16 protein-coding genes are annotated in these 15,820 nt (G+C 55.4%); 5 read left to right on the plus strand and 11 right to left on the minus strand.

All coding sequences use genetic code 11. The features are described 5' to 3' along the window. Positions 1-31 precede the first annotated feature (31 nt). Complete coding sequence (gene tsf, locus GOX21_RS02765; protein ID WP_170348704.1) at positions 32-907, plus strand: translation elongation factor Ts; 876 nt, start codon at positions 32-34, stop codon at positions 905-907. Positions 908-1,293: 386 nt separating this feature from the next. On the opposite strand, the gene GOX21_RS02770 is transcribed toward tsf, so the two are convergent. The 3 genes from GOX21_RS02770 to GOX21_RS02780 all read right to left on the minus strand — a co-directional run bounded on the left by GOX21_RS02770 (position 1,294) and on the right by GOX21_RS02780 (position 3,602). Further along, positions 1,294-2,049 (minus strand): helix-turn-helix transcriptional regulator, encoded by a 756-nt coding sequence (locus GOX21_RS02770; RefSeq protein WP_170375338.1) that lies wholly within the window; start codon positions 2,047-2,049, stop codon positions 1,294-1,296. Continuing rightward, the gene (gene aroQ, locus GOX21_RS02775; protein WP_170375340.1) at positions 2,046-2,495 is read right to left on the minus strand and encodes a type II 3-dehydroquinate dehydratase; all 450 of its coding nucleotides are present in this window, start codon (positions 2,493-2,495) and stop codon (positions 2,046-2,048) included. The genes GOX21_RS02770 and aroQ overlap by 4 nt, the downstream gene beginning before the upstream one ends. A gap of 93 nt (positions 2,496-2,588) precedes the next feature. Continuing rightward, positions 2,589-3,602 (minus strand): NADPH:quinone oxidoreductase family protein, encoded by a 1,014-nt coding sequence (locus GOX21_RS02780; RefSeq protein ID WP_170375342.1) that lies wholly within the window; start codon positions 3,600-3,602, stop codon positions 2,589-2,591. Positions 3,603-3,719: 117 nt separating this feature from the next. Between GOX21_RS02780 and GOX21_RS02785 the strand changes: the two genes are divergently transcribed. Together GOX21_RS02785 and GOX21_RS02790 are read left to right on the plus strand one after the other, a co-directional pair. After that, a complete protein-coding gene (locus GOX21_RS02785) occupies positions 3,720-4,538 on the plus strand; it encodes an SDR family oxidoreductase (RefSeq protein ID WP_170358469.1) in 819 nt (272 codons plus the stop codon). Between the two features lie 14 nt (positions 4,539-4,552). Further along, positions 4,553-5,575, plus strand: a complete 1,023-nt coding sequence (locus GOX21_RS02790) for a phosphotransferase family protein (RefSeq protein WP_170375344.1) — start codon at positions 4,553-4,555, stop codon at positions 5,573-5,575. Here GOX21_RS02790 and GOX21_RS02795 read toward each other — a convergent pair. Next, on the minus strand, positions 5,572-6,177 hold the full coding sequence (locus GOX21_RS02795) for a 2-hydroxychromene-2-carboxylate isomerase (protein ID WP_170348710.1): 606 nt from the start codon (positions 6,175-6,177) through the stop codon (positions 5,572-5,574). The two genes, GOX21_RS02790 and GOX21_RS02795, sit on opposite strands and share 4 nt — an antisense overlap. A 164-nt stretch (positions 6,178-6,341) precedes the next feature. Here GOX21_RS02795 and GOX21_RS02800 point away from each other — a divergent pair, with 164 nt between their 5' ends. Together GOX21_RS02800 and GOX21_RS02805 are read left to right on the plus strand one after the other, a co-directional pair. After that, positions 6,342-7,562, plus strand: a complete 1,221-nt coding sequence (locus GOX21_RS02800; protein WP_170375346.1) for a serine hydrolase domain-containing protein — start codon at positions 6,342-6,344, stop codon at positions 7,560-7,562. Positions 7,563-7,610: 48 nt separating this feature from the next. Continuing rightward, on the plus strand, positions 7,611-8,480 hold the full coding sequence (locus GOX21_RS02805; RefSeq protein ID WP_170375348.1) for an acyl-CoA thioesterase: 870 nt from the start codon (positions 7,611-7,613) through the stop codon (positions 8,478-8,480). Here GOX21_RS02805 and GOX21_RS02810 read toward each other — a convergent pair. From GOX21_RS02810 to pstC, 7 genes are all read right to left on the minus strand, one after another. Then, on the minus strand, positions 8,477-9,244 hold the full coding sequence (locus tag GOX21_RS02810) for an SDR family oxidoreductase (protein WP_170375350.1): 768 nt from the start codon (positions 9,242-9,244) through the stop codon (positions 8,477-8,479). The two genes, GOX21_RS02805 and GOX21_RS02810, sit on opposite strands and share 4 nt — an antisense overlap. 112 nt (positions 9,245-9,356) lie before the next feature. Continuing rightward, entirely contained in the window at positions 9,357-10,586 is a 1,230-nt protein-coding gene (locus GOX21_RS02815) for an acyl-CoA dehydrogenase (RefSeq protein ID WP_170375352.1), read from the minus strand. 111 nt (positions 10,587-10,697) lie between these two features. Next, complete coding sequence (gene phoB, locus GOX21_RS02820; protein WP_170375354.1) at positions 10,698-11,387, minus strand: phosphate regulon transcriptional regulator PhoB; 690 nt, start codon at positions 11,385-11,387, stop codon at positions 10,698-10,700. A 12-nt stretch (positions 11,388-11,399) separates the two neighbouring features. Beyond that, on the minus strand, positions 11,400-12,101 hold the full coding sequence (gene phoU / locus GOX21_RS02825) for a phosphate signaling complex protein PhoU (protein ID WP_058281268.1): 702 nt from the start codon (positions 12,099-12,101) through the stop codon (positions 11,400-11,402). Between the two features lie 16 nt (positions 12,102-12,117). Continuing rightward, positions 12,118-12,915 (minus strand): phosphate ABC transporter ATP-binding protein PstB, encoded by a 798-nt coding sequence (pstB, locus tag GOX21_RS02830; RefSeq protein WP_170375357.1) that lies wholly within the window; start codon positions 12,913-12,915, stop codon positions 12,118-12,120. A gap of 12 nt (positions 12,916-12,927) precedes the next feature. Next, positions 12,928-14,289 (minus strand): phosphate ABC transporter permease PstA, encoded by a 1,362-nt coding sequence (gene pstA, locus GOX21_RS02835; protein WP_170375359.1) that lies wholly within the window; start codon positions 14,287-14,289, stop codon positions 12,928-12,930. Continuing rightward, on the minus strand, positions 14,286-15,758 hold the full coding sequence (gene pstC, locus GOX21_RS02840; protein WP_170348718.1) for a phosphate ABC transporter permease subunit PstC: 1,473 nt from the start codon (positions 15,756-15,758) through the stop codon (positions 14,286-14,288). The genes pstA and pstC overlap by 4 nt, the downstream gene beginning before the upstream one ends. Between the last annotated feature and the right edge of the window lie 62 nt (positions 15,759-15,820).

The raw sequence follows: 15,820 nt of genomic DNA on the forward strand, positions 1-15,820 counted from the left end.
CAATTCCGTTTGAATTGAGGAGAGCCAAGAGATGGCAATCACAGCAGCAATGGTTAAAGAACTGCGCGACTCGACCGGCGCAGGCATGATGGACGCGAAAAAAGCGCTGACCGAAACCGAAGGTAACATGGACGAAGCCGTTGACTGGCTGCGCACCAAGGGCCTGGCCAAGGCGGCCAAGAAATCGGGCCGTACCGCTGCAGAAGGTCTGGTCGCTGTTCACGTCAACGGTGGCAACGGTGTTGCTGTCGAAGTGAACTCGGAAACCGACTTTGTCGCGAAAAACGCCGAGTTCCAGGAAATGGTTGGCAAGATCGCGTATGCCGCAGAAGGCGTCGACAATGTCGAGGCGCTGCTGGCTGCTGATCTGGGTGGCAAGAATGTTGCGGACACCCTGACCGACAAAATCGCCACCATTGGTGAGAACATGTCGGTCCGTCGTATGGCCAAGCTGTCGGGCGACACTGTTGTGTCCTATGTCCACAATGCGGCCACCAACGGCATGGGCAAAATCGGTGTTCTGGTTGCTCTGTCTGGCGGCGATGAAGCCATCGGCAAACAAGTTGCAATGCACATCGCAGCCGTGAACCCGGCGGCCCTGTCCGAGGCAGACATGGACCCGGCTGTTGTTGAAAAAGAAAAGCAGGTTCAGATGGACATTGCCCGCGAATCCGGCAAGCCGGAGCAGGTGATCGAAAAGATGATCGTTGGTCGCATGAAGAAATTCGTCGCGGAATCCACATTGCTGAACCAGTCTTTCGTTGTGAACCCTGACCTGACCGTTGAAGCAGCGGCGAAAGAGGCAGGCGCAACCATCACCGGCTTTGTCCGTCTGGAAGTTGGCGAAGGCATCGTTGTCGAAAAAGAAGACTTCGCAGCAGAAGTTGCCAAAGCCGCACAAGGCTAAGAAAGCATTCCCGAACTCTGCAGAGTTCGGGGAGCCAAAGAAACCGGTCGCGCAAGTCGTGACCGGTTTTTTCAGGCCACTCAAGCCATTAGCCAATAAAAAAGGACGCACTCGCGTCCTGAACCTTTCTGAAAAGGTATGAGGGGCCCCGCATGATGGGGATGGTCGAGGCCCCTCAAAATTCCGACAAACTGACGCGGACAAATAGGCGCCTTTGTGTCAGAGCGATTGGAGAGCCTTGGTATTACAAAGATCCAACCAAATGTTCCCTGGCTAAAGCCACCACTCACGGAACACTCTCACTTTGCAACCAGCCCCCCAGATTGGAAAGTCATGATTTCCTTACCTAGGGTAAATTGACGCTCCTGAGCGTCAATTCTCGGACCTTAGACCTCCATAACGAACATCTGATTCTGTAGTGACGCCTTCAGAACGGCCTGAGCGGTGGTTTCCACCGACAGCGCCTCGCGCGCCAATCGCAAATGCTTTTCGACCGTAGCCGATGTCAGCCCCATCAATAGGGCAATGTCCTGGGTGGTCTTGCCGTCACCGACCCATTGCAACGCTTCACGCTGGCGCTTGGTCAGCGCTCGGTTCGGCGCGTTATAGGGCAGGGTAAGGATTTTAAGATGCGCAACATTGTTCATCAGCAGGATATCGTCACCATGCTCATCCCACATCGCATCCACTTCGTCCTGGCTGGTCGCATTTCCTGCGGAAAGGGAAATCGCCCCCTTGGAGCGCATCGAAACCGAGGTGAAACTGACCGTATATCCGAACGCAACGCCGTGCTTTCGATTGAATTCCAGAACGTCCAGTTCTGGCTGTGTTAATCCGCGGTTGGACACCAAATCCTGGGCGATATTCCAACTGGCGGCACCTTCGTTGCTTAGCGCCCATTTCAACATCGGAGCATGAAAATACAGGCCACCACGCAGGAAACCATCCAGATAGGACTTTCCATGATTGGTCAGAATCACGAAATCCTCTGGATCACCCAGCGATGTCTCGGTGCGGTATTGGGTGTAGCCATAGATCAGCCGATCAAACCCGTATTCGGCCATCTGACGGCAATGGGCGTCCCAAAGCTCTTCCAAAGTTTTGGTATAGCTGAGAAAGTGCAGGTATTCGCTCAGCTTCATGCAGTCGACCCGCCTTTCAGTTGCGCCGCCAATCCGTCCAGAGCCATCACATAGCCTTGCGGGCCAAAGCCACAAATCTGGCCGATCGCCACCTTCGAGATATAGGACACGTGCCGGAATTCTTCGCGGGCATGGATGTTGGACAGGTGGACCTCGATCATTGGAAGTTCAACGGACGCAATCGCATCCATCAGGGCGATTGAGGTATGCGTATAAGCACCTGCATTCAGAACAATGCCGTCCTGATCCCCCTTGGCCGCGTGGATGGCATCAATCAGGGCACCTTCGTGGTTTGACTGAAAGCACGACACGTCCAGACCGATGGAAGATCCGTGGCTGACGCACAGATTCTCAACCATCTCCAGCGTGGTGCTTCCATAAACCTCAGGTTGTCGGGTGCCCAAAAGGTTCAGGTTCGGGCCATTCAAAATCAGAGCTTTGTGCATTATTTCACTGTTCCCATACCAGTTTCTTAAACGCGAACAGGTGGGAATGTCCACCGGCCAACGCGCGTATAGGGCGAGCGATTAAAGAAACCGTCAATCATGTTCAGCCCTTGCAGGCATTGTCACCACGATTTTACCAAGGGCAGAACGGTTGGCCAGATGAGTCAGAGCTTTGGAGGCAAGGTCGAACGGATATTTGGCGCTGATCCGCGGTTTTATACGAGCATCGACGTATAACTTGAACAAATCATTCACATTTTTAGAATGCCCTACAGGATCACGTAGCACCGATGCGCCCCAAAAAACCCCTACAATTTGGCAGCTTTTCAGCAATGGCAGGTTCAGAGGTATTTTGGGAATGCCCGCCGGGAAACCGATCACAAGATATCGCCCGGCCCAGGCCATACTACGCAGCGCAGGTTCCGCATAATCTCCACCTACAGCATCATAAACGACATTTACACCTAACGGCCCTGCCAAATCTTTGATTCCCGATGAGAATTCTTTTTGTGCCTCTTTGTTCATCTCACGGGAGTAGATAAGCGTTTCATCCGCCCCCAAATCTCGGCAAAAATCCGCTTTGTCTGGCGATGAGACTGCGGCAATCACACGTGCACCCATGGCCTTGCCCAGCTCGATCGCGGCAGACCCGACCCCTCCAGCAGCGCCCAGCACCAACAGGGTTTCCCCGGGCTGCAGGGCAGCGCGGTCTTTCAACGCGTGATAGGACGTGCCGTAGGTAAAGACAAAGCAGGCCGCATCCTCGTATGGCATCGAGCCTGGGAATTTAATGGCGGTTGCAGCGGGGATTGTTAGATGTGTTGAAAACCCGCCATGCCCGGTCAGCGCCAGAACACGGTCTCCAACGTTGAAACCGGTCACACCTTCGCCAATGGCCAGAACGTCCCCGGCGATTTCACCGCCCGGCGCAAAGGGGCGGGGTGGCTTGATCTGATAGAGGTCCTGAATGATCAGTGTGTCGGGGAAATTAACGCCCGCGGCCCTAACCCCGATCAGCAATTCGCCTTTACCCGGTACTGGATCAGGCAGGCTGGTCAGCTCTAGTGTATCTGGCCCGCCCGGCGCGACGCTGAGTAAAGCTTGCATATTAATCCCGTTATCCCTGTTATTCGGATATGAGGAGCTTTGGCGCGGACCAATGAGTTGTCAAGAAATCAACCATTTCCCAGACGTGCCTATAGCCACTTTACCGAGGAGCAGACCATGACCCCCGACACGTTATTCTCATTGCAAGGCAAAACCGCACTGGTCACCGGTGGCGCAACAGGCATCGGGCGAATGGCGGCCGAGGCATTGGTGCGGGCAGGGGCGCGTGTTCTGATCGCATCCCGCAAAGCAGACGCCTGCGAAGCCGTTGCGGCTGAGCTGAACGCTTTGGATGCGCTCGGTCATGCCGAAGGGTTCGGCGGTGATGTTGCAACCAAAGATGGAATCGCGGCGCTTGTATCCGAGGTTAACAAGCGAACAGATCGCCTTGATATCCTGATGAATAATGCAGGCGTAACCTGGGGTGCGCCGATGGGACAATTCCCACATGAGGCCTGGGATAAAGTTATGACGGTCAATGTCGCGGGTTTGTTCGAGCTGACCCAAAAACTGTTGCCGATGCTGATGCAGTCTGGCTTAGTTGACGACCCGGCGCGAGTGGTCAATGTCGGTTCGGTCATGGGTGAGGTGCCAATGGGCGATGGGGCCTATAGCTACTCGGCTTCGAAAGCGGCAGTGCTGCACCTGACCAAGATCATGGCCAAGGAGTTTTCGCCCTACCACATCACGGTCAACGCGCTGGCACCGGGGCCGTTCGTCTCGAAGATGACTGCCTTTGCCACGGCCGATGAAGAGACACGCGAAAGGGTTGGTAACTCGGTTCCTTTGGGTCGGGTTGGGCGTGATGAGGATATTGCCGGCTGTATGCTATTCCTATGCGGTCGTGGCGGCAGCTATGTCACCGGTGCAGTGATCCCGGTGTCCGGTGGGATCAACGTCGAGACGGCCGGGAACATATTTGCCGAAGCTTTGTGAGGATTCAGGCGTAGATGGACAGTACGAGTTTGGATCTGACGGCTGTGGATGCGTACCTCAAGTCGCATCTTCCGGGCTATTGTGGGCCGTTGCAGGCGAGAAAGTTTGCGATAGGACAATCCAACCCGACCTTTTTGCTGAGGACCCCCGATCAGTCTTATGTTCTGCGTCGCAAGCCTCCGGGTGCGTTATTGAAATCTGCCCATGCGGTGGATCGGGAATTCCGTGTTCAAAGCGCGTTGGCCAACAGTGCCGTACCGGTCCCCAAAATGTACCTGCTGTGCGAGGATGGTGATGTCATCGGGTCGGTTTTTTATGTTATGGAGCATCTGGAAGGGCGCGTATTTCTAGAACCTACATTGAGCGGGGAAACCGATGCCACCCGCTCCGCCGTGCTGGATGAAGTGAACCGTGTACTGGCTGACCTCCACGAGGTGGATATCGATGCCGCCGGACTATCTGACTATGGCCCGCCCGGAAACTACTTTGAACGCCAGATTGCGCGCTGGATCAAACAGTACCGCGCCTCTGAGACCGCAAATATCCCCGAGATGGATGCGCTGATGACCGCCCTTGAAGGTTCGATACCCGCAGATGACGGCCAAAGAACGCTGGTGCATGGTGATTACCGTATCGACAATCTGATGTTTGAGAAAGACGGTACACAGTGCATCGGGGTTCTGGATTGGGAATTGTCGACGATCGGGCATCCGTATGCAGATTTGGCGGCAGTGATCATGCAGTGGCAGATGCCGCCGGGTGCCGAGGGCAGGGGTCTGGCCGGAATTGATCGGGCAAGTCTAGGCCTACCCTCAGATCAGGCATTTATCGTTCAGTATTGCCAGCGTCGTGGCCTTTCCGGGATCGACAATTTCGGGTTTTATCTAGCCTTCAACTTCTTTCGTATGGCCGCGATTTTGCAGGGGGTCTTCAAACGCGCGCAGGACGGAAATGCTTCCGACCCGGAACGGGCGATGATACTTGGTTCGTATGTTCCAATATTCGCACGACACGGGCTGGACGCCATAGAAGGCTAAGGGGTCTTTGACAGCTCCAACCCTAGATTTCCCAGACTATTCTTGCCAAAGAACATTTCGGACCCCGCAAACATGCTGGGAACGCCGAACACACCGCGTTTTACGGCGGCCTTGGTCTGGTCTTTCAGTTGTTGCTTGATATCGACGCTGGTCATCGCCTCGCGTATTTTACGCGCTGGCAGATCGTTCTCTTGCATGATTTCCGACAGAACACCCAGTTCATCGACCTTCTGACCATGCACCCAAATCGCATCGAAAACAGCGTTCATATATTTGTCTTCCCAGGGTTTTCCGGACGCAAACACAGCCCCACGCATGGCAAATTTGGTGTTAATCGGAAAATGAGGACTCATGTGAAAGCTCAGGCCCCGCGTGCGCGCAAATCGATGCAGATCATGAGTCAGATAGGCCGATTTCTGACGGTTTTCCGAAAAGGCCTGAAACGGGCTTTGGTTGTTGGTCACCTTGAAAACCGTCGACAGCAGGACCGGCACATTGTTCACCTGCACACCGTGTTCGCCTGCCAAGTCCGGCAAGGTCTTAAACGCCAAAAATGCATTGGGACTGCAAAAATCATAAACGAAATCTATATGTTGCGCCATGTTGCTCCTCCGAGAATTTGAACACTAGAAATGAACCAACTCGTGACAAGCGAATCCGCTACGACCCTAGTGTAACAGGCTTGCAGTCCGTGTGGTCGATTTCCCTGTCAATTCAGCACGTAAGCCCGCAAGATCGCGCCCATGTACCAAGGGGTTAATCATCAATGACAAACTTCGACGCGAACCGCCTGAGCCGCATTGCCGACTGGATGCAGCGTTATGTCGATGAGCGAAAATACGCGGGCAACTCCCTGTTGGTGAAACACAAGGGTTCCGAGGTGTTTTTCAACGCCTGCGGCAAAAGAAGCGTTGAAGATGATCTGGATTTTCAGCGCGATACAGTTGTGCGCATTTATTCAATGACCAAACCGATCACCACTGTCGCTCTGATGATGCTGGCCGAGCGGGGTTTGTTTCACCTCGATGCGCAACTATCAGAATTTCTGCCAGAATTTTCCAAAATGCAGGCACTGATTCCGGGGGCCGCGCGGTTAGATCATACCGAAGACGCACCTACGCCGACGCTGCATCAACTCCTGACGCATACAAGTGGGTTCAGCTATCCCTTCAACCCCGGAGTTCTGCCGCTAGCGATGGATGAACAGGACCTTATGTTCAAACCAGATCAAGGTCTTCTAGCCGATCGCGTCCGCGACCTTGCTGCTCTGCCTCTGGCGTTCCAACCGGGCACTCGCTGGGAATATTCAGTGGGCATCGACGTAATTGGTCGCGTGATCGAGGTTGTTTCGGGCCAAACTCTGGACCAGTTTTTCGCGACGGAAATTCTTGAACCGCTTGGAATGAAGGACATCGGATTTTCAGTACAGAAAGGAGCAGGGGATCGATTTGCGTCGCTGTACACTCCGTTGGCCGGGGACGCGATGGCCTTGAATTCGGCACAAACCGGTGCCGAGACCCTGCGGCTGGTTGATCAGGCCAAAGGGTCTCCGTTCGAAAACGCCACGACGTTTTCGGGTGGTGGCGGCTTGGTTGGCACGATCGACGACTATTCACGGTTTGCGGAGATGTTGCGAAATCGCGGGCAGGGCGCGGGACACCGCATTTTAGGTCCCAAAACTGTGGACTACATGATGCGCAACCATTTGCCAGGCGACATCGCCTCGATGGGTCCGCAAAGTTTCGCAGAACAGCCCATGGAGGGTACCGGATTCGGCTTGGGCGGTGCTGTGGTGATAAACCCCGGTCGAACCCGAGTGCCAGGCTCATTGGGGGATTTTGGCTGGGGCGGCATGGCGTCGACATACTTTTGGATCGACCGGGTCAACGACCTGACCACAGTCTTCTTCACCCAGTTGTCACCCTCCAGTTCATACCCATCGCGGGCAGAGCTAAAGGCGCTTGTCCTCGGGGCATTGATTGAATGACGTTCTGACCGCTGATACCCAAGACTTAAAACACCCGGAGACCGCAACATGACCGAAGCAGAACGTATCCTTCTGGACCTTTTGGACATCGAAAGGCTTGAGGTTGATCTGTTCCGTGGCACAGGATCCGGAGGTGAAACACCAACACGCATATTCGGAGGTCAGGTGATCGCTCAGGCCCTAGCAGCGGCTTATCGAACTGTCGAAGATCGCCTGTGCCACTCACTGCACGCTTATTTCATTCGCGCTGGTGATCCGTCTATTCCTGTTATTTATCAAGTTGATAGAGCGCGTGATGGAGGTTCCATGACCACACGTCGCGTCGTTGCGATCCAACACGGCAAACAAATCCTCAACATGTCATCCTCGTTTCATGTTCATGACGAAGGATGGGATCACCAGCACGCCATGCCGCAGACCAAAGCACCCGAAGCTTATCCGGCCCGCGAGGAATTGCGCCAAAGATACGTCGACCAGGTTCCCGAAAAATTACGCGACGAACTGCTGCGAGAACGTCCAATCGAGGTGCGCGAAGTGGATCACCAAAATCCATTTTCCCCCGAAAAATCAGACGACCGAAACCAGATCTGGTTTCGCATGAAAGCTGCCGCCGGAACTGATCCGGTGACGCAGCATCTGATTCTGGCTTATGCGTCTGACATGTACCTGATGACGTCCGGCCTGCGCCCGCATGGGCTTAGTTGGTTTGCCGGAGACGTCAACGGAGCAAGCCTGGATCACGCTTTGTGGTTCCACGCGCCGATACATTTCGAAAACTGGCATCTATACGCAATGGATTCTCCCTGGAGCGGGCAGGGACGTAATTTCAATCGTGGGTCCATTTATGCCCAAGACGGCACACTGGTCGCTTCGGTGGCGCAGGAAGGTTTGATGCGCAAGGTGCGGCACAAACCTTAGGTATCTTCGATAAACCGCTGATTTAGCTGTTGCATTCCGGACAGCCAGCGATCGTAGTCACCAGCTTTAAGTTGCATGTAATCCCGAACCTCGGGATGCGGCAGGACCAGAAATTGCTCGGACTGAATAGCTGAAAGACAGGCATCAGCCACTTCTTCAGGCTCTAACATGCCGTCTATTGCAGCGACCGAAGTTTCATGTCCGCGCGTCATTTCGGAGCGAACCGCCTGTGGGCATAGAACGGACACACGCAAACCTTTCTGGCCGTATGTAATTGACAGCCACTCGGCAAATCCGACTGCCGCATGCTTTGTGACGGCATACGGTGCGGCGCCGGGTTGATTTAGCAAGCCAGCCGCAGACGCCGTGATCATGATATAACCACCGCCACGCGCAACCATACGCGGCACCATATGGCGCGCGGTCCAGACGTGGGACATGACATTGATCTTCCAGATGCGATCCCAATCCTGGTCATGAACATCCAGACCGCCAAGCGTCAGAATACCGGCATTGGCGCAGAAAAGATCAATGGGTCCAATTTCGTTTTCAACAGTGTTGATCAGAGTTTTGATATCGTCTTCGCTCGACACATCGCATGCCAGTCCGTGACCTCCGATTTGTGAGGCCACGGATTTTGCGCCGCGCTGGTCGATATCTGAACAGACAACAGTGGCACCGTCTTTGGCGAACCGCTCAGCCAGACCTTTGCCAATACCCTGAGCGGCACCGGTGACAACCACAGTTTTTCCGCGCAGTTCCATTCAGCTTATTCAAACGACGGTTCAGTGAACCGTCGTAATCCATTGTTAAAATGGTGTAATTTGCATATTAGGCATACCATCTTTTTACCATAATACCAATTACACGCAAACCTTAATAGAATGCCTGCAACCCGGTTTGAGCCCGCCCCAGGATCAGCGCATGCACATCATGGGTCCCTTCATAGGTATTCACAGTCTCAAGATTGACCATGTGGCGAATGACATGGAACTCCAGCGAGATACCGTTACCGCCGTGCATATCCCGCGACATCCGAGCGATATCCAGTGCTTTACCGCAGTTGTTGCGCTTGACGATCGAAATCATCTCGGGTGCGGCATTCGCTTCGTCCATCAGACGGCCAACGCGCAGGCTTGCCTGCAAGCCCAATGAGATTTCGGTCTGCATGTCTGCCAGCTTGCGTTGAAACAGCTGCGTCTGCGCCAGCGGACGATTGAATTGTTTTCGATCCAACCCGTATTCGCGCGCGGCGTGCCAGCAGTTTTCAGCCGCCCCCATCACGCCCCAGCTGATGCCATAGCGTGCACGATTCAAACAACCAAACGGACCTTTCAGCCCCTGTACATGCGGCAGCAGCGCGTTTTCGTCGACCTCGACGCCGTCCAAAACGATTTCGCCGGTGATCGACGCCCGTAGGCTCAGCTTGTTCTGAATTTTCGGAGCGCTCAGTCCCTTAAGACCTTTGTCCAAGACAAAGCCACGGATCTTTCCGTCATGGGCGTCTGACTTGGCCCAAATCACAAACACATCCGCAATCGGAGAGTTCGAGATCCACATCTTGCTGCCGGTCAAACGGTATCCGCCGTCTATTTTCTCGGCCCGGGTTTTCATACCGGCCGGATCCGATCCTGCATCAGCCTCGGTCAGACCGAAACACCCGATACATTCACCGCTGGCCAGTTTCGGCAGGTATTTCCGGCGCTGTTCTTCGCTGCCATAGGCATAAATTGGGTACATCACCAATGAGCTTTGCACCGACATCATCGAGCGATAGCCCGAATCTACACGCTCGACTTCGCGCGCGACCAGACCGTAGGACACGTACCCTGCCCCCAGTCCGCCGTATTCCTCGGGGATCGTGGTGCCCAGCAGGCCCATTTCACCCATTTCGCGGAAAATCTCGGGGTCGGTTTCTTCGTTCTGATAGGCCTTGGTCACCCTTGGTTGCAGCTTTTCCTGCGCATAAGCGTTGGCGCTGGCGGCGATCATACGTTCGTCTTCCGTCAGTTGATCGGACAAACGAAAAGGATCATCCCATGTGAATTTACCCATATCAGGCGCATCTTTGGCGCGCAGAGTTGGCTTGGTGTCAGGGGCGTTCATGGTGCTTCTCCGCTCAATCAGCTTCGCGGCAAACTAACCCGGCCTTTCAGCAAAAGACAGTAAGAGTTTGGCATCTGACTATGAGCAAAACTCATACCCCTGCCCCGACCTTCAACCCAGAGCGTAACCGGCGCCGCGAACGGTTCGAACCGGGTCCTTGCCGCCATGCTGCGTCAGTGCTTTTCGCAACCGACCGATATGGACGTCTACGGTGCGCGTATCGACATAGATATCGCGGCCCCAAACCCGGTCAAGCAGTTGCTCGCGGCTCCAGACGCGGCCGGGTTTTTCCATGAATGTGCTCAGCAGGCGAAACTCGGTCGGGCCAAGCTTTAATGGTTTGCTGTCACGGCTCACCTTGTGCGTTTCCGCGTCCAGAATGATGTCGTCAAATTCAAGACGTATACCAACAGTTGCCGGGCGGACCCGGCGCAATTGCGTGCGCACCCGCGCCATTAGTTCTACCACCGAATACGGTTTGACAACGTAATCATCTGCGCCGGTTTCCAGACCGCGTACCTTGTCGATCTCTTCCGTACGCGCCGACAGCATGATGATCGGAATTGCGCGTGTATCAGGGCGCATTTTAAGACGGCGACAGACCTCAATCCCGCTGAGATTCGGCATCATCCAATCCAACACGATGATGTCAGGCTGTTCCTCATCGACCAACAGCATGGCTTCGTCGCCATTGGCGGCCTTGGATACGCGGAACCCTTCAGCTTCGAGGTTATAGGCCAGCACTTCACGCTGGGCCGGTTCATCCTCGACCACCAGAACGGTTGGTTGATCAGCGGACATTCGTCTGAACTCCTAGGCGGATTGAGAGGTAATATCGGCTTTCGGGCGCGCCTCGGTCGGGCGCTCACCGGTTACGAAATACACGACCTGTTCGGCAATCGCGGTGACGTGGTCACCCATACGCTCGATGTTCTTGGCGATGAAATGCAGGTGCATACAGGACGAGATATTGCGCGGGTCCTCAGCCATGAAAGTCAGCAATTCGCGGAACAGACCGTTATACATCTGGTCGACCTCTTCATCGCGGTCGATCACTTCGGCGGCCAGTTCGGCATCACGCTGAATATATGCGTCCAGTGCGTCGCGCAGCATGCGTTCAACCTCGCGTGCCATACGACGCAAGGCAGCCGCGCTGCCGTTGATATCCCCCCCACTGGCTAGAACCGTGGTGCGCTTGGCGATGTTTTTGGAATAGTCGCCGATGCGTTCCAGGTTGGCAGATACCTTCAGAACTGACAGCACCAGACGTAAATCGCTGGCGGTCGGCGCACGCAGCGCGATCAGGCGGGCGGTTTCTTCGTTGATCAACTCTTCCAGAGCGTCGATGGCCTTGTCACCCTGACGGACCTGCTGGGCCAGTTCCTCGTCTCGTGTTTCAAGGGACCGGGCCGAGTTCATGATGGCGGCTTCGACCAGACCGCCCATCTTCATGATATGGGCCTGAATGGCTTCTAGGTCGCGGTCGAAGGCGGATGCAATATGTTGTTCGCTCATATCTGAATACCTGTGTTCAGCCGATCCGGCCGGTGATGTAGCTTTCCGTGCGGGGGTCGACGGGATTGGTAAAGATTTGCCCGGTTTCCCCAAATTCCACCAGATTGCCCAGATGGAAGAATGCGGTCTTCTGGCTGACCCGTGCGGCCTGCTGCATCGAGTGAGTGACGATCACCACCGAATAGCGCGCGCGCAGGTCGTCGATCAGTTCTTCGACCTGTGCTGTTGCAATCGGGTCCAGGGCTGAGCATGGCTCATCCATCAGCAGAACCTCGGGCTCCGTCGCCACAGCGCGGGCGATGCACAGGCGTTGTTGCTGACCGCCGGACAGACCGGTGCCAGGGGCGTCCAGGCGGTCCTTTACCTCGTCCCAGATCGCACCGCGGCGCAGGGATTTTTCCACGATTTCATCCAGTTCCGCCTTGTTTTTCGCAAGACCGTGAATGCGCGGACCGTAGGCCACGTTGTCATAGATCGACTTTGGGAACGGATTGGGTTTCTGAAACACCATGCCCACTTTTGCACGCAGTTGTACTGGGTCGACGCGCTTGTCATAGATATCCTCGCCATCCAGCAGGATATCGCCCTGCACCCGGCAAATGTCGATCGTGTCGTTCATCCGGTTCAAGCACCGCAGAAAAGTGGACTTGCCGCAGCCCGACGGCCCGATGAATGCCGTGACGGTTTTGTCCTCGATTTCAACATTCACGTCTTTGATGGCGTGCGTATCGCCGTAATGGACCTGAACGTTATTCGCGGCGATCTTGATGTTTTTGGAGTCCACGGTTCTCTCCACACTTGTCATCTGGTTCATCTTGGGCCCCTTTTACCAGCGGCGTTCAAAGCGGCGGCGCAGAAGTACCGCGATGGTGTTCATTGTCACAAGGAAGATCAACAGAATGATGATGCCCCCCCATGCGCGTTCATAAAAGGCCGGGTCGGCGCGCTTGGACCATTCATAGATCTGCGCCGGCATGGCCGAGTTTGGCGACAGGAAGCCAGCGACGATGCCATCCGGCGGGTTCGAGGCAATAAATCCTACCATTCCGATCAGCAGCAGCGGTGCAGTTTCCCCCAGCGCCTGCGCCAGGCCGATGATCGTGCCAGTCAAGATGCCGGGCGCGGCCAGAGGCAGAACGTGATGGAACACCGCCTGCATTTTCGAGGCCCCTACCCCCAACGCTGCATCACGGATCGATGGCGGAACCGCCTTCAACGACGCGCGGGTCGATATGATAATTGTTGGTAAAGTCATCAGCGTCAGCACCAGACCACCCACCAGCGGAGCGGATGTCGGCAGGTGCATATAGTTGATGAACACGGCCAGACCCAGAATACCAAACACGATGGACGGCACGGCAGCGAGGTTCGAAATGTTTACCTCAATGATATCAGTCAGTCGGTTCTGCGGTGCGAATTCCTCAAGATAGATTGAGGCCGCAACGCCAATCGGAAGCGCTAGCGCAAGCACCACAAACATCATGAACAGCGAACCCAGCATCGATACACCGATCCCCGCAGCCTCGGGCCGCTGATCAGATGCGTCCGAGCCAAAGATGAAATCAGGGTTGAAGGCTTTGTACAGCACGCCTGCATCCCGCAACTGATCAACGAAATCAAGTTGTTCGACCGTGATGCTCTTATCGTTGGCAATCGACTCACGTGTGACGCGGCCCTTCAAATAGCCATCGACGCGGCTGTTGGTCAAAAAGCGGAAACTGACCGTTTTGCCGATCTCATCTGGGTTGGCGATGACGTAATTGCGCAGCTCGGCTTGCGCTGCCTTGGACAGGATTTTACCCATTGCCTTGGGTTTCAGATCGGTCTGAATGCCCAGCTCTTGAACTTCGGTTTCAAGAGCCGATGCAATAAGGGGCGCGTAACCGAAGGTCGAAACCTTCTTGATGTCCTCAATATTGCGGTTGCCCTTCTTATCAAGCTTGTCGGCCTTTAGCTCGACATTCAGTTCAAGATAGGTCTGCTGGAAGGCCCCGGTCCCAGCGGTCACAATATTCGTGACCAGCACGACCAGCATCAGCAACCCGATACCGATTGCGGCGACACCGTACATCTTGAACCGACTTTCAGCCGCATTGCGCCGTTTGGTGCGCGCGTCCTTTTCAAACAGCGAACCGCCCTTGGGTTTCGCCGCAGGAGCAGCGCCAGGTGTTTGGGAAATATCGGTCATTCGTACTGCTCCCGGTATTTGCGTACGATGTAGAGGGCAAAGATGTTCAGCCCCAGCGTTATGATGAACAGTGTCAGACCCAGTGCGAAGGCCACCAGTGTCTCGGGGCTGGCAAAGTCGGTGTCGCCGGTCAGCTGGCTGACGATCCGGGTTGTAATGGTGGTCATTGCCTCGAACGGGTTGCCCGAGAATTTGGCGATTGCACCGGCGGCCATCACCACGATCATCGTCTCACCAATGGCGCGGCTGGCGGCCAGCAGGATCGCGCCCACGATCCCCGGCAGCGCGGCGGGCAGAACCACCTGACGCACGGTTTCAGATTTCGTCGCGCCCAGTCCAAGCGAGCCATCGCGGATCGACTGCGGCACCGCGTTGATGATGTCATCAGACAGCGATGAGACAAACGGGATCAGCATGATACCCATCACCAAACCAGCGGTCAGAACGGCATTGGAACTTGCCATCCACCCCAGCCCCAACGCGCCGCCATTTCCGAACAGGGACACCAGCGCAGGCCCCACGGTCAGCAATGCAAACAGGCCGTAAACGATGGTTGGAATACCCGCGAGGATTTCCAGCAAAGGTTTCGCGACCGACCGAGTCACGGTCGAGGCGTATTCTGACAGATATACAGCCGCAAACAGGCCAATCGGCACCGCCACCAACAGGGCAATCACCGAGATATAGAGCGTACCCCACAAAAGCGGCAGGATCGACAGCTCACTCCCACCGCGGAAATTCGGGGCCCAGGTGCTGCCGAAGAAAAAGTCTTTCCACGAGTGTAGTTGGAAGAAGTTCAGCGTCTCGAAGAACATCGACAAGACGATGCCTACGGTGGTCAGAATAGCAATCGACGCGGCCAGTAGCAGCAAGGCCAGAACGCCTTGCTCGACCACGTTACGGGCGCGGAATTCCTTATTCGTGCGAACATAAGCAAAGGCCGCACCCAACAAGGCCAGCGCCAGCACTACGACCTGCATCGCCACAGACCCGCTGCTGGTCATGCTGCGGTATTTCTGAGCGGCCATCAAGATTGGCTGGGTGATATCTTGCGTCAGAACCTGGCCCGCGTCCTTCAGGGCCGCGGTCAGTGTATCAATATCCGCATTCGCGTTCTGCGCTTGTGCCTCGGTCATCGTGCCAGCGGCAACAGCACCGTTCAGGCCGTCAGCCACGCGGCGCACCTCGCTCATAACAAGGCCGCGATCCGACCCTTCGGCGATCGCGTTGTCAGGGATCAAACCGGATATTGCGTTGTCGATGATCATTGGCTGCACCAAAAGCCAGATGATCAGTACGCCCAAGGCCGGTACAAGCGCCGTAAAGGCAACATTGTAGCCGTAATAAGACGGCAACGAATGCAGTTCGCGGGCGTTACCCCCCGCGCTAGCCAGGGCTCGGGAACGGCCCGTGAAATATCCGATCACTGCCAGCGCAAGCAGGATTAGCAACAGCCAGGATAACGCCATGAGAACTCCGTGAGGATGGCAGTGAGTGGAGGCAAAAAGAACCGGGGCGTGAAGAAAACGCC

Origin of the sequence: Ruegeria atlantica (assembly GCF_013032005.1) — a bacterium.
Lineage (GTDB): Bacteria > Pseudomonadota > Alphaproteobacteria > Rhodobacterales > Rhodobacteraceae > Ruegeria > Ruegeria atlantica_A.